The sequence below is a fragment of the Paenibacillus sp. FSL K6-4396 genome (assembly GCF_038002525.1).
Classification (GTDB): domain Bacteria; phylum Bacillota; class Bacilli; order Paenibacillales; family Paenibacillaceae; genus Paenibacillus; species Paenibacillus amylolyticus_B.
Window position 1 is genome coordinate 1,450,438 of sequence record NZ_JBBOCR010000001.1, and the last position, 13,475, is coordinate 1,463,912.

General features: G+C 46.7%; 10 protein-coding genes. 9 read left to right on the plus strand and 1 reads right to left on the minus strand.

All coding sequences use genetic code 11. From position 1 onward, the window contains the following. The first annotated feature begins 113 nt into the window (after positions 1-113). The 3 genes from MHB85_RS06395 to MHB85_RS06405 all read left to right on the plus strand — a co-directional run bounded on the left by MHB85_RS06395 (position 114) and on the right by MHB85_RS06405 (position 8,053). A complete protein-coding gene (locus MHB85_RS06395) occupies positions 114-2,396 on the plus strand; it encodes a YhgE/Pip family protein (RefSeq protein WP_210109520.1) in 2,283 nt (760 codons plus the stop codon). Between the two features lie 672 nt (positions 2,397-3,068). Beyond that, a complete protein-coding gene (gene gltB, locus MHB85_RS06400; RefSeq protein ID WP_210109519.1) occupies positions 3,069-7,667 on the plus strand; it encodes a glutamate synthase large subunit in 4,599 nt (1,532 codons plus the stop codon). A gap of 230 nt (positions 7,668-7,897) precedes the next feature. Next, complete coding sequence (locus tag MHB85_RS06405) at positions 7,898-8,053, plus strand: hypothetical protein (protein WP_017690128.1); 156 nt, start codon at positions 7,898-7,900, stop codon at positions 8,051-8,053. 97 nt (positions 8,054-8,150) lie between these two features. Here the strand turns inward: MHB85_RS06405 and MHB85_RS06410 are convergent, their stop codons facing one another. Then, positions 8,151-8,519 (minus strand): helix-turn-helix domain-containing protein, encoded by a 369-nt coding sequence (locus MHB85_RS06410; RefSeq protein ID WP_017690127.1) that lies wholly within the window; start codon positions 8,517-8,519, stop codon positions 8,151-8,153. 378 nt (positions 8,520-8,897) lie between these two features. Between MHB85_RS06410 and MHB85_RS06415 the strand changes: the two genes are divergently transcribed. From MHB85_RS06415 to MHB85_RS06440, 6 genes are all read left to right on the plus strand, one after another. Continuing rightward, entirely contained in the window at positions 8,898-9,302 is a 405-nt protein-coding gene (locus MHB85_RS06415; protein ID WP_341072648.1) for a hypothetical protein, read from the plus strand. Between the two features lie 155 nt (positions 9,303-9,457). Then, positions 9,458-10,216 carry a tyrosine-protein phosphatase gene (locus tag MHB85_RS06420; protein WP_105597655.1) on the plus strand — a complete coding sequence of 253 codons (759 nt, stop codon included), beginning with the start codon at positions 9,458-9,460 and terminating at the stop codon, positions 10,214-10,216. A 32-nt stretch (positions 10,217-10,248) separates the two neighbouring features. After that, complete coding sequence (locus MHB85_RS06425; RefSeq protein ID WP_197997772.1) at positions 10,249-11,004, plus strand: YveK family protein; 756 nt, start codon at positions 10,249-10,251, stop codon at positions 11,002-11,004. Continuing rightward, positions 10,985-11,662, plus strand: coding sequence for a CpsD/CapB family tyrosine-protein kinase (locus tag MHB85_RS06430; RefSeq protein ID WP_091015443.1), 678 nt, complete (start codon positions 10,985-10,987; stop codon positions 11,660-11,662). Before MHB85_RS06425 ends, MHB85_RS06430 begins: the two co-directional genes overlap by 20 nt. 192 nt (positions 11,663-11,854) lie before the next feature. Then, a complete protein-coding gene (gene galU, locus MHB85_RS06435; RefSeq protein WP_036611572.1) occupies positions 11,855-12,757 on the plus strand; it encodes a UTP--glucose-1-phosphate uridylyltransferase GalU in 903 nt (300 codons plus the stop codon). Then, positions 12,754-13,452, plus strand: coding sequence for a sugar transferase (locus MHB85_RS06440; protein WP_036668903.1), 699 nt, complete (start codon positions 12,754-12,756; stop codon positions 13,450-13,452). Before galU ends, MHB85_RS06440 begins: the two co-directional genes overlap by 4 nt. Positions 13,453-13,475: the final 23 nt, after the last annotated feature.

Genomic DNA, 13,475 nt, shown 5'->3' on the forward strand with positions numbered 1-13,475 from the left:
CGTTTGAGGAAAGTGGTCACTTCGTATTTCAGTATGTTTTCTGGAATGCGACATTGTATTTCATTATGGTTATTCCTGCTCATGGAGCAGAGAGATTAAGGGGAGAAAATGACATGAAATCTTTATCCGTGTTTTTCAAGGATGTGGGATCGGCCGTGAGAAACCCGAAGGTGTTGATCCCTGTTATTGCAATAATGTTCATACCGATCCTATATAGTGGCATCTATCTGGCAGCCTATTGGGACCCGTATGGTCATGTGGATGAGATGCCGGTTGCCGTTGTCAATCTGGATAAAGGCGCTGAGCTGGAGGGCAAATCCCTCCATGTGGGTAGTGATCTGGTGGATGAACTGAAGAAAAATGCCGATTTCAAATGGGATTTTGTCAGTGCGAGTCAAGCCAAAGAAGGCATGAGTAATGACAAATATTATATGCAAATTACGATTCCGGAGAACTTCTCATCCCAAGCAACAACATTGCTCGATGACAAGCCGGAGCCGGCTGATCTGATCTATGAACCAAACGGCAATTACAGTTTTGTCGGTGCACAGATCGGTAAGACCGCTATTAAGGACCTGAAAGCAAAAGTCTCAGCCAAAGTAACGGAATCCTATGCAGAAACATTGCTCGACAAGTTCTCCGAAGTATCGGATGGCTTGGCTGAGGCAGGTGATGGGGCGGGTGAACTGAATACCGGCGCAGGCAAACTGGATGATGGTGCTGTTAAGCTTAAGGATAACCTGGCGAAGCTTGCATCAGGAACGCTTGAACTTCAGGAAGGACTTTCTCCATTAAGTGATGGTGTTAACGCGCTGCATACAGGGGCAACCAAGCTTGAAAGTGGAACATCGAATCTTGTATCCGGTCTGCAACAGCTTCAGGCAGCTGCTTCGAGCCAGCTTCAGAGCGGAGCAGATCAGTTGAAGGATGGCAGCGCCAAGTTGGAAACCGGACTCCAGTCTTCACTGGATGGCACAAGTAAGTTGCAGGCTGGCCTGAAATCGTCAGAACAGGGCAGTGCGAAGCTGTCAGATGGTCTGCAAAGTGCCGTTCAGGGCAGCGGTACACTGGCAACAGGCCTGCAATCGGCTGTAGATGGCAGTGGTAAGGTTGCTGATGGTGCACAGGGCGTAGCCGCCGGATTGAAACAGCTTGCTGCATCGAACCCCGAACTGGCCGAAAATACAGATGTACAGAAGCTGCTTGCAGCAAGTGAGGCTGTCGCTGACGGCAGTGCACAACTGCATGAGAGCGAGCAGAAGCTGGCACAAGGTGCAGATCAGCTGCATCAGGGCAACCAGCAACTGGCTGCAGGTGCAGCCGAGCTTCATGGAGGTCAGGAGCAACTTCTTGCTGGTGCGAACCAACTGGTAGATGGTCAGCAGCAATTGCTAGCTGGTGCCGGACAGCTTAGTCAAGGAGGAGCGAAGCTCTCCGATGGTCTGAAGCAGTTCAGCGGCAAACTGGGCGATGCTGCAAGTGGTGGTACATTGCTTGCAGATGGTGCCAAGCAGCTGGGCTCAGGGACAACGGCTTTGCAAACGGGTGTGGGTAAACTCAGTGGTGGTGTTAATTCACTAACCGATGGTTCCAAGCAACTGGGTGATGGCGCTGGCAAACTGGCTGACGGTCTTACCGAGCTAAAAGATGGCTCAGGTGAACTGGCAACCAAGCTGAATGATGCCGCACAGAAAACATCTGAAGTTAAGAAAACGGATGATGTGGTGAACATGTTCGCTGAACCTGTAAACTCCTCGGAGAACACAGCAGAGAACGTGAGCAATTATGGTACAGGATTGACACCGTTCTTCCTGTCGATTGGTCTGTTTGTGGGATCGCTGATTTCCACGATTGTATTGAAAATGCGGGAAACGTCCGTACCGGGTGCAACAGGCTGGAATCGTTTTGTCAGCCGGACACTGGTATTTGGGTCTGTGAGTATTTTCCAATCGGTTATCGTGGCAAGCTTCATGTTATATGGTCTTGGACTGGAGACGCACAGCGTAGGGCTGTTCTATCTGTTTACCATTATTACAGGGCTGACCTTCATGTTGATCGTTCAGGCACTTGTAACCTGGCTGGATCTGCCTGGACGTTATGTTGTCATTCTGCTTCTGGTCTTCCAGCTTGCGGCTAGTGCAGGGACCTTCCCTGTAGAACTGATTCCATCATGGCTTCAAGCATTTAGCCCTTGGTTGCCAATGACACACAGCATTATGGGCTTCAAAGCCGTGGTATCGAGTGGTAATCTGGATGTGATGTGGCATCAGGCAGGAATTCTTAGCATCTATGCAGGTGTATCCATCCTGCTGACGCTTGCTTACTTCCTTTGGAATGGCAGACGTCCGAAAAAAGAAGTCGAACAGGCTGATTCTGGTCAAGTTGTGACGGCATAAGTCGAACCTGATCTTCAGCAGGGTCATATTTTTGAAAAAAAACTTTATTTTCTTGTAGTGAAATTATGCAATATAGTAGTCAAATAGTGCAAATAGCCTGTGACCCCAAAAAGGGGTTGCAGGCTATTTTGTATACAAATGCATAGAGAAGTAAAGTTTCACTGGCTTAAGCAGTGAAAATTTGGTGGAATTATGGATAAACCTAGGCTGTACATGGAACGATTTTCTTCTGTCAGCAATTTAATTCAGTTGTACTCTGGCTTAAAAAGTGTATAATTATTCGAAAAAGAGATGAATTTAAACGTCACTACTGTAAAGCTGTACTGCAAAACATTTCTTATCAGAGGTATTAAAAAGTTTAAATTGCGCTGATGTTAGGTCGGTGTTAAAATAATAGAACTATATCAAAAAAACGTCGCTCCATTTCAGTAGTCGTGCCAGCGGCTGCGTGATGATTTATACATGCTGTTTGCCGGATCGTCCGGATCAGCTCATCTCATTTAATGGCTTCTGCCCAATAGCAGGCATTATTTTTGACAGTCTCATGCTGTCCCCTCTTCTATCTAGCAGGCTCTATCGCAAGCGAAAGGCCAGCTCCTCCCGTTTCATTGTTGCCTGTTGCCTATGTTCTTGATCTTTCCGAAATACTTCATTATAGAAAGGTTGCGTTCCATGAGACACATCGGATTACCTCCAAAACAGGGTCTGTATGACCCGCAGTTCGAAAAAGACGCATGCGGAATGGGTTTTGTTGCCAACATCAAAGGAGTACCTTCACACGATATCGTTAGTCAGGCACTGACCATGCTTAGTAACATGGAGCACCGTGGAGGACAGGGAAGTGAACCAAATTCCGGTGACGGAGCAGGTATCCTGATTCAGATCCCGCATCGCTATTTTGCACAGGAAGCGGAACGTCTTGGTTTTGCATTGCCTGAACAGGGTTTCTATGGCGTAGGGATGTTGTTCATGTCCCAAGACCCTGCCATCCGTAGTGCACATGAAGAGAGCCTTAAGAAGATTATTGAAGAAGAAGGACAGACGTTCCTGGGTTTCCGGGATGTTCCTACTTTTGATGAAATGCTTGGCCGTTCTGCACTTGCAGCGAAACCTTATGTACGTCAGGTGTTCATTGGAAGATCAGCAGATGTGAAGGATGAGCTTGGATTCGAGCGTAAGCTGTATGTTATTCGCAGACGTGCTGAGCTGGCTATTCGTTATTCGGCAGATGAAGCAGAAGGCGGTTCATTCTACCTTCCAAGCTTGTCTTGTCGCAAAATTGTATATAAAGGCATGCTGACAACGGAACAGGTGGGAGAGTTCTATCTGGATCTGCAGCAAGACCTTGTTGAATCGGCTATTGCACTTGTGCATTCCCGTTTCAGTACAAACACCTTCCCGAGCTGGGAACGTGCCCACCCGTATCGCTTCATGATCCACAACGGTGAGATCAACACGATGCGTGGTAACGTGAACTGGATGCATGCTAGACAGTCCTTGTTCGAGAGCGAGTTGTTCGGTGACGACATCGCGAAAGTAAAACCGGTCATCAATCCAGACGGTTCGGATACAGCCATGTTTGATAACACACTGGAGTTCCTGTATCTGAGCGGCCGTTCTCTGCCACACGTGGCCATGATGATGGTTCCTGAACCTTGGAGCACGGATGAGGGAATGGACCCTGCCAAAAAGGCATTCTATGAATATCACAGCACGATGATGGAGCCTTGGGATGGACCAGCAGCAATGGCCTTTACAGATGGTTTGCAAATTGGTGCAACACTTGACCGTAACGGCTTGCGTCCAGCTCGTTATTATGTAACCAAGGATGACCGTATTATCCTGTCCTCAGAAGTTGGGGTACTTGATATCGCACCGGAAGAGATCCTGTACAAAGATCGTCTGCGCCCAGGTCGGATGTTGCTTGTGGATACACAAGAAGGCCGCATCATCGCGGATGAGGAAGTAAAAGCAATCATTGCAGCCGAGAATCCGTATCAGGATTGGCTTGATGAGCATTTGATGGATCTGAGCGAGTTGCCGGAAGCACCGGAACTTCCTGATCCAAAACATGATAACGTGACCCAGCTTCAGCTGGCATATGGTTATACATTTGAAGAATTGCGTAAAATCCTGGAGCCCATGGCAACAACAGGTATGGAAGCTACGGGGTCGATGGGTTATGATGCACCGCTGGCTGTGCTGTCGGATCGTCCGCAGCGTCTGTACAACTACTTTAAACAGATGTTCGCCCAGGTAACCAATCCGCCAATCGATGCAATCCGTGAAGAGATTGTAACGTCTACGGCAACAACCATTGGACCTGAGCGCAACTTGTTGAATCCAGAACCGGAGAGCTGTCGCCAGATCCGTCTGGATACACCGGTATTGTCGAATGAAGACTTTGCGAAGATTCGCCATGTGCGTCGCCCAGGCTTCCGCTCCATGACGATTCCAATTTTCTTCACCGCTGCGGAAGGAGCAGAAGGACTGCGCAAAGCAATGGATCTGCTCTTCGAAGCTGCGGACCGTGTCATCGACAAAGGTCATAACATTCTGATCCTGTCTGACCGCGGTGTGGACGCAGAGAATGCTGCCATTCCTGCATTGCTTGCTGTAGCAGGTCTGCATCACCATCTGATTCGCCAGGGAACCAGAACAAAAGTCAGCATTATGCTTGAATCGGCAGAACCGCGTGATATTCACCACTACGCGTTGCTGCTGGGTTACGGTGTAAGTGCGGTGAACCCTTATCTGGCCTTTGAAACGCTGGATGACATGATTCAGCAAGGGTTGCTGCGTGGTATCTCGCATGAGAAAGCAGTGAAAAACTACATTAAAGCAGCTACCAAAGGCGTTACTAAAGTGTTGTCCAAAATGGGAATTTCTACGATTCAATCGTATCGTGGGGCTCAAATATTCGAAGCGGTAGGTCTGAAATCAGACTTCGTTGACCGTTACTTTACCTGGACACCTTCCCGTATCGGTGGAATTGGGTTGGAAGAAGTGGCAGCCGAAGCGTTGACACATCATAACCGTGCCTTTACGGAAAAAGACGGTAACGATAAAGTATTGGATTCCGGTGGGGATTATCAATGGCGTAACGACGGAGAAGAGCATCTGTTCAATCCGCAAACCATTCATACTCTGCAACATGCGGTACGCACTGGGGATTACAAGCTGTATAAAAAATATTCCAAACTTGTGCAAGGTGAGAATGATCAACTGTTGACCATTCGCTCCATGCTGAAACTGAAACCAGTTGGAGATTCCATTCCACTCGAAGAAGTTGAATCCGTAGAAGATATCATGCGTCGTTTCAAAACAGGTGCAATGTCCTTCGGTTCGATCAGTAAAGAGGCGCATGAAGATCTTGCCATTGCTATGAACCGTGTTGGAGGTAAATCCAATACCGGTGAAGGTGGAGAAGATCCGGCTCGCTTCATTAAAGATAGCAACGGGGATTCCCGTCGCAGTGCGATTAAACAGGTCGCATCCGGACGTTTTGGTGTTACATCCAACTACTTGGTTAATGCCGATGAAATTCAGATCAAAATGGCTCAGGGAGCTAAACCAGGTGAAGGCGGACAACTGCCAGGACGTAAAGTGTATCCATGGGTTGCTGAAGTCCGTGGTTCAACACCAGGTGTAGGTCTGATCTCGCCTCCACCGCATCACGATATCTACTCGATCGAAGATCTGGCAGAGTTGATCTATGACTTGAAAAATGCCAATCCGCGTGCTGAGATTAACGTGAAGCTTGTATCGGAAGTGGGCGTGGGTACCATCGCAGCTGGTGTAGCCAAAGGCCGTGCCGATATCATCCTCGTCAGCGGATATGACGGTGGTACAGGTGCATCACCGCAAGGTTCGATTCGCCACGCAGGTATGCCTTGGGAACTAGGTCTTGCAGAGACACATCAAACGTTGATGCTGAACAATCTCCGTGACCGTGTTGTCCTCGAAACAGACGGTAAAATGCTTAACGGCCGTGACTTGGCGATTGCAGCCTTGCTTGGAGCAGAAGAGTATGGTTTCTCTACAGCACCGCTCGTTGCACTTGGCTGTATCATGATGCGTGTCTGTCAAATGGATACCTGTCCGGTTGGTGTAGCGACACAGAATCCGGAATTGCGTAAAAATTATATGGGTGATCCAGCTCATGTGGTTAACTTCATGCGATTTGTTGCTGAAGATGTGCGTGAGATCATGGCTGATCTTGGTTTCCGTACGATTCAGGAGATGGTCGGACGTACAGATTGCCTCGAAACGGTAGAAGCCGTAGATCACTGGAAGAAAAAAGGTGTGGATCTGTCTGTATTGCTGCACGTGCCTGAAATGCCGGAAGGCTCTGCACGTTACCGCACACAGCATCAGAATCACCAATTGGAAGAAACGCTGGATATGCAACAATTGCTGCCACTGGCACAGTCTGCTATTGAATCCGGTCAACCGGTTGAAGCGGTGCTTCCAATTACAAACGTTAACCGTGCAGTAGGTACCATTTTGGGTAGTGAGATCACACGCAAATATGGACTCGCAGGATTGCCTGAAGATACGGTTAAATTCAAATTTGTCGGCTCTGCCGGACAAAGCTTTGGGGCCTTTGTACCTAAAGGTATGACCTTGACCGTTGAAGGGGATTCCAATGACTACGTAGGTAAAGGACTGTCCGGAGGTAAACTGATCGTGATGCCTTCTCCGAAAGCAACGTTTGAGGCGGAAGATAATATCATTATCGGTAACACGGCTCTCTACGGAGCAACAAGCGGCGAAGCGTATATCCGTGGTATTGCGGGTGAGCGATTTGCTGTACGTAACTCGGGCGCCAAAGTAGTCGTTGAAGGGGTAGGCGACCATGGTTGTGAGTATATGACAGGTGGACGTGTCGTTGTACTGGGCGATACAGGTCGTAACTTTGCAGCAGGGATGTCCGGAGGTATTGCCTATGTGTATGATCCGGAAGGCACATTCCTGAAACGTTGTAATCTGGAAATGGTTCTTTTGGAGCGTATCGAAGATGTGGCAGAAAGTGCAGATCTGCGAGGCATGATTCAACGTCATGTTGCCAATACAGGAAGTGCTGTCGGTCAGCGCGTTCTGGATAACTGGCAAGATGCGCTGAATCAGTTCGTTCGGGTTATTCCGAAGGACTTCAAACGTATGACAGAACAGATCGAACGGATTCAGGCAACAGGTTTGACTGGAGACGCAGCGCTGCTTGCAGCGTTTGAAGCGAATATGCGTGAACTTGCACGTGCTGGAGGTTAAGAACTTCCTTGTTCAAACGTATAAGTGCATGAACAGGTTGTATTAAGAATAATAGGAGCAATATGGTTGCCATCCCGGCACCATATTGCTCCTATTTTGCTTTCGACAAAATTAGAACCCCTTCAAAAAACGTTATCGCCATGAGACGACAACATCAAGGAACTTTCTCAAGTATAATAAGGCTAGTTTTGGAGGGCAGGGAAAGTATAAAGATAAGAGAGGTTAGCGGAATGAATATGAAGCATCCAAACAGGGACGATCGTAGGCCGACAGGTAAACAAGTCGAAGCAACCCAGATGGACATCATGAAGGTTTTACTGCAATGCGGAATCGACCCGGAGCGTTGGAACCATTTCGTATCCTCCGTCAACAACAAGCGTCCTTGACACAATAGACAAGCATGGAATGAAAGGGAATTAAGACACAAAAAAAGCCCAGAAGCCAGAGATGTTATCTCTCGGGAACTGGGTCCTCTTTTCGGGTTTAGTCCATACTGCGTTCCATTCGGACAAACGCAATAAAACGACGTGCCTCTTCTTCTGTTAAAGACTTCCCATCAATCATCAGATCGAAGCGTTCCAACACTTCCTTATCCGACAACTCCAAGGTATCAACGAATTCACGTACATCTTCATCCATCACAACATCGCTTTGCTTTGTACGTCCTATAAGATAATCAATAGACACCTCAAAGATGTCAGCAAGTCTCGTTAACACTTCGAAATCCGGTTTACGACGGTTCTTCTCGTAGTGGGAGAGAGCAGCTCTGGTAATATGAATGGAGCTCGCAAGTTCTTCTTGAGTAAGTCCCCGCTGTTCCCGTAATTCAGCAATGCGATTTCCGTAGCTCATAAGCTATTTCCCCCTGAACGACATCAAATATATATTGAAACAATCCTGAGCCAAGTGTTTGATCAGGGCAGCTTTCCTGCAAAAGAGTAACTCCTCATGTGTTTCCTTTAACTCATTTCCATTTGTAAATAGGTCTGTCTAAGGACATCTCAAATTGTCGTAAATCAAAAGAACCATGTCCAAATACCGCTTGACATGATACGTATTGTATCGTAAATTGGACGTATGGAGTTACAAAATGTATCATTTGGAATATTTTAAGTATCTCCTTGTTGCCTGGACCATATACCTGTGAGAAGGAAGTGGAGGCAGTCCATGTAGGCTAATCCATTCTAAAGGAATGAAACCATGTATTCAATAATTCAGGAATGGGCTGATATGAAATTAAATGTCCATATGTACATTCAGGAGTTTCAAGGGAAAATGGTAGACCGCAAAAGACGCCCTGTTCTGTTACTTGGAATGGACACTCAAGCAATCACCTTCCTGAGCGACCTGAACTTGCCGGTATCATCAGAAATGCTCATTGGTTTGGATGTTGAAGATCAACATCTATGTGTACGACTTAACGCAAGGTTGCAATGGAAACAGCCCTTCGGAGAGCTCACAATGTATCATTCAAACTTGCATATTCAGCACGAACAGAAACTATATATAACTGGACAGTTAAACACAATGCTTACTGAAGTTCAGTTTCCCGCGGTTTCCCGTTTTCAGTATGAAAAGGCAACAGAACAAAAGGCTCTGCAGGAACCCTATCATTACATTGATTTCACCATATAATTCCAAGTCAATTCTTAACATTTTCTGAACAAAACATGTACTTAACGCCATTTTACTATATTTCATAGCGTTATGCATTAGTTCTTTAACACCAAAAGCATTTGCGCAATGAATAAAGGGGCGAGGGGGCTCATACTATTTCAGGAAGTTTGGATATGGTTGAAATGCACTGCCACATATTATCCGGTCTGGATGATGGTCCTGTTCGAATGGAGCAGTCCGTTGCGATGGCTGAGAAGGCGGCAGCCTCAGGAATCACCTCCATTATTGCTACTCCGCATCACCTGAACGGGCAATACAACAATGAACCGATGGTGGTCAATCAGGCCGTGAACCTGCTTCACGCAGAACTTCGCAAACGTAACATTCGCCTGGAGATCCGTCCCGGACAGGAGATCAGGGTGCATGACAACCTGATTGGAGACTTATATGCAGGAAAGTGCTGCACACTCGCCGGAAGTCGTTACATGTTGCTGGAACTGCCCTTTGGTCATATTCCCTCACAGTTCCCCAGGATACTGCATGAATTACGAATAGCGGGAATCACCCCTATTATTGCTCATCCGGAACGTAATCGTGTCATTTTGAAGAAGCCAAGGTTGTTGGCTGATTACTTGAGTCAAGGCGGACTATGTCAGCTCACAGCTCAATCTTTCACTGGGCTTTTCGGACGGAAAGTTCGGCAGTGGTGTTTTCATTTTTGCAAAGAAAACGGGTTTCATTTCATTTCATCAGATGCACATGATACGTGCAAAAGGACATTTGCCATAAGTGAAGGAGAGCGGGCCATCGAGCGTCGATTTGGAGCTGAAGCCGTTAAGCGGCTGGCAGAGAATGCGTCGCACATTCTATCGAATTCGTGTCTGGTCACAGAACGCTGGAAACCTCGCAAATGGCTACTGTCCATCTGGTAGTTACATAGGATAGATCACAACGTATAGGAGGAATGAAAGTGGAACTGAAAGGATATTTTCGACTCTTACAAAAGAAACTGTGGTTGATTGTTGCAATTGCTTTGATAGCCGGTGTGGGTGCAGGGGTCAAAAGCATTTTCTTCACCCAGCCCATCTATGAAGCAAGTTCCAAATTGATCGTGAACCAGACTTCTAACGTTCAAGGCCAGGCGATGATGGACTTCAGCATGATCCAAACCAATATCAAACTCATTAACTCATACAGAGAAATTATTAAATCTTCCGCCATTATGGATAAAGTCGCTACTACGTATCCAGACCTGGGCTTAACCTCTGCTCAGCTCATGAACAGCACCTCCGTCTCTACAGCCAGCGAATCCCAAGTGATGAGCATAACTGTACAAGGGACTACCTACGAAAAAGCCGCCAAAACGGTTAATGCCATCTCCAACGTGTTCCAATCTCAAATCCCCCTAATCATGAAAATCGATAATGTGGCTATCCTCAGTGAAGCAAAAGTGGATAGTAACGCATCTCCAATCAATATGAAAACCACATTAAGCATCATTGTCAGTCTGTTCGCAGGTCTTGTGCTCGCGATTGCACTTGTGTTCCTGATGGATTATCTGGATGACACATTCAAATCCGAAAGTGAACTTGAAAAAGAACTGGGCCTGCCTGTGCTTACGGTTATATCCAAAATGAAAAAAGATGATCTGAAAAATACGAAAAATTACGTATCTCAACAGAAAGTGGGGGATGGCAAATATGTCGCGGCTAACCAATGAAAATAACAGTCTGGTGACCTATTTTAACTCCAAATCTCAAATCTCGGAGGGATACCGTAAATTACGGACCAATATTCAGTTCTCCTCAATCGATAGTCATATCAAAAAGATCATGGTGGCTTCAGCCGAAGCCGGCGAAGGCAAGACCACAACCATTAGCAACCTGGCGGTAACCTATGCCCAGGAAGGCAAAAAGGTTCTGCTGATCGATGCGGATCTGCGTAATCCTTCCTTGCACCAGGTATTTTCCGTACCGAATCATATCGGTCTGAGTAGTGTGCTGTCTAATCAGTACAGTGTGGAAGACGTGCTTAGAGAGAGCTATATCGATAATCTCCAATTATTCACTTCTGGCCCAATTCCGCCGAACCCTTCCGAGATGATTGGTTCCAACCGGATGAAAAGGCTCATTGAGAAGTTAGAGGATCAATATGATGTCATCATGTTTGATACACCGCCAGTGCTCGCGGTAACGGATGCACTCATTGTGAGTTCGCTGTGTGATGGCGTGCTTCTGGTCGTGAACTCGGGCAAGGTCAAGAAGGAACTGGTGAAGAAAACCAAGGCTGCTCTGGAGCATGTGAATGCACGAATCCTGGGCGCAATCCTGAACAATATCAAAAACGTTGCAGTTCCGGTGGGCTACGGAGAGAAGTAAACCTTCCATCCAATGCTCCCAAGTAAACAGGTAATGTCTACTGTACCTTTATCACTGTAGGCACTCGGTCATGCTGTGGGTTCAGTTCAATGAACCTTAGACGTTAATCGTCGAAGGTATGACGTGAGGACGGGTTAGATGCCCTGGTTCAACTTTTATCAAACTAAAAAAAAAGAGGATAGGGTGGTATTTATGAAAAAAGTGAGAAAAGCAATCATTCCTGCAGCTGGACTAGGTACACGATTTTTGCCAGCCACAAAAGCGATGCCCAAAGAAATGCTCCCTATTGTGGACAAACCAACCATACAGTATATCGTTGAGGAAGCCATTGCCTCTGGAATTGAAGACATCATTATCGTAACCGGTAAAGGGAAACGGGCAATTGAAGATCATTTCGACAACGCTTTTGAATTGGAACATAACTTGCTGGAAAAAGGGAAGCTGGGCCTGCTTGAAGAGGTTCGCAAATCCTCTAACGTGGATATCCACTACATAAGACAAAAAGAGGCCAAAGGACTTGGTCATGCTGTCTGGTGTGCACGTAACTTTATCGGTGACGAACCTTTTGCCGTGTTGCTCGGAGATGACATCGTCGTATCGGAAGTTCCATGCACCAAACAATTGATTGATCAATATGATCAGGTTCAACATTCCATTGTTGGCGTACAAACCGTACTTGCTGAACAAACAGACAGATACGGTATTGTGGACCCGCTTCAATCGGATGGCCGTTTGACAGAGGTTCTCAGGTTCGTAGAGAAACCTGCCCAAGGCACAGCGCCTTCCAACTTGGCGATTATGGGGAGATACGTACTGAGTCCAGAGATTTTCGAACATCTGGAGCAACAAGAGATTGGTCAAGGGGGAGAGATTCAATTAACAGATGCGATTCAGCGCTTAAATGAGACACAAGGAGTGTATGCTTACGATTTCGAGGGAGTACGTTATGACGTGGGCGAGAAACTGGGATTCATTTTGACAACCATCGACTTTGCTCTGCAAAAACAGGAACTTAGAATTCCAATGCTGCAAGCTCTGCAACAGATTCTGGAAAAAGAGTCGGTAGAACATGTAGCCGGGGGGGAGTTTGAATGAGTCCATCTCCCCAAACGAAGGAAGCGGAGATCGTTATGGACCCAAGTCTGGGGTACAATGCATCAACGATGTCAGGACAAAATGCGGATAAAGTGTATCTATTTATGAAAAGAATGCTCGATTTGCTGGGTTCTTTCATAGGTTTGATCATTTTGTGCCCCTTGTTTGCGGTCATCGGATTACTTATCAAAATAGAGGCCCCGCAGGGGTCTGTTTTTTTTCGTCAGGTACGGGTCGGACAGAATGGAAAAGAGTTTCATATGTACAAATTCAGGTCCATGGTTGCAAATGCAGAAGATCTGTTGGAACAGCTGATTGATCAGAATGAAGTGAACGGGAATATGTTCAAAATGAAAAATGATCCCCGCATTACCCGGATTGGCAAGTTCATTCGGAAAACCAGTCTGGATGAGTTGCCACAGTTGTGGAACGTGTTCAGAGGAGAGATGAGTCTCGTTGGACCCAGACCGGCTCTGCCCAGAGAAGTGAAGAACTACACTTCCTACGACAGACAACGCCTTCAGATGATCCCGGGATGTACGGGATTATGGCAAGTCAGCGGACGAAACAGTGTTGGTTTTGAAGAAATGGTAGAGCTGGATCTGACGTATGCCCGTGAGCGCAGCATGATGGTGGATATCAAAATTATCTTCAGAACGTTCAAGGTGCTGGTAGGTTCGAAGGATGCGTTTTGAAACACGATTCTGGCTTTGAGGTG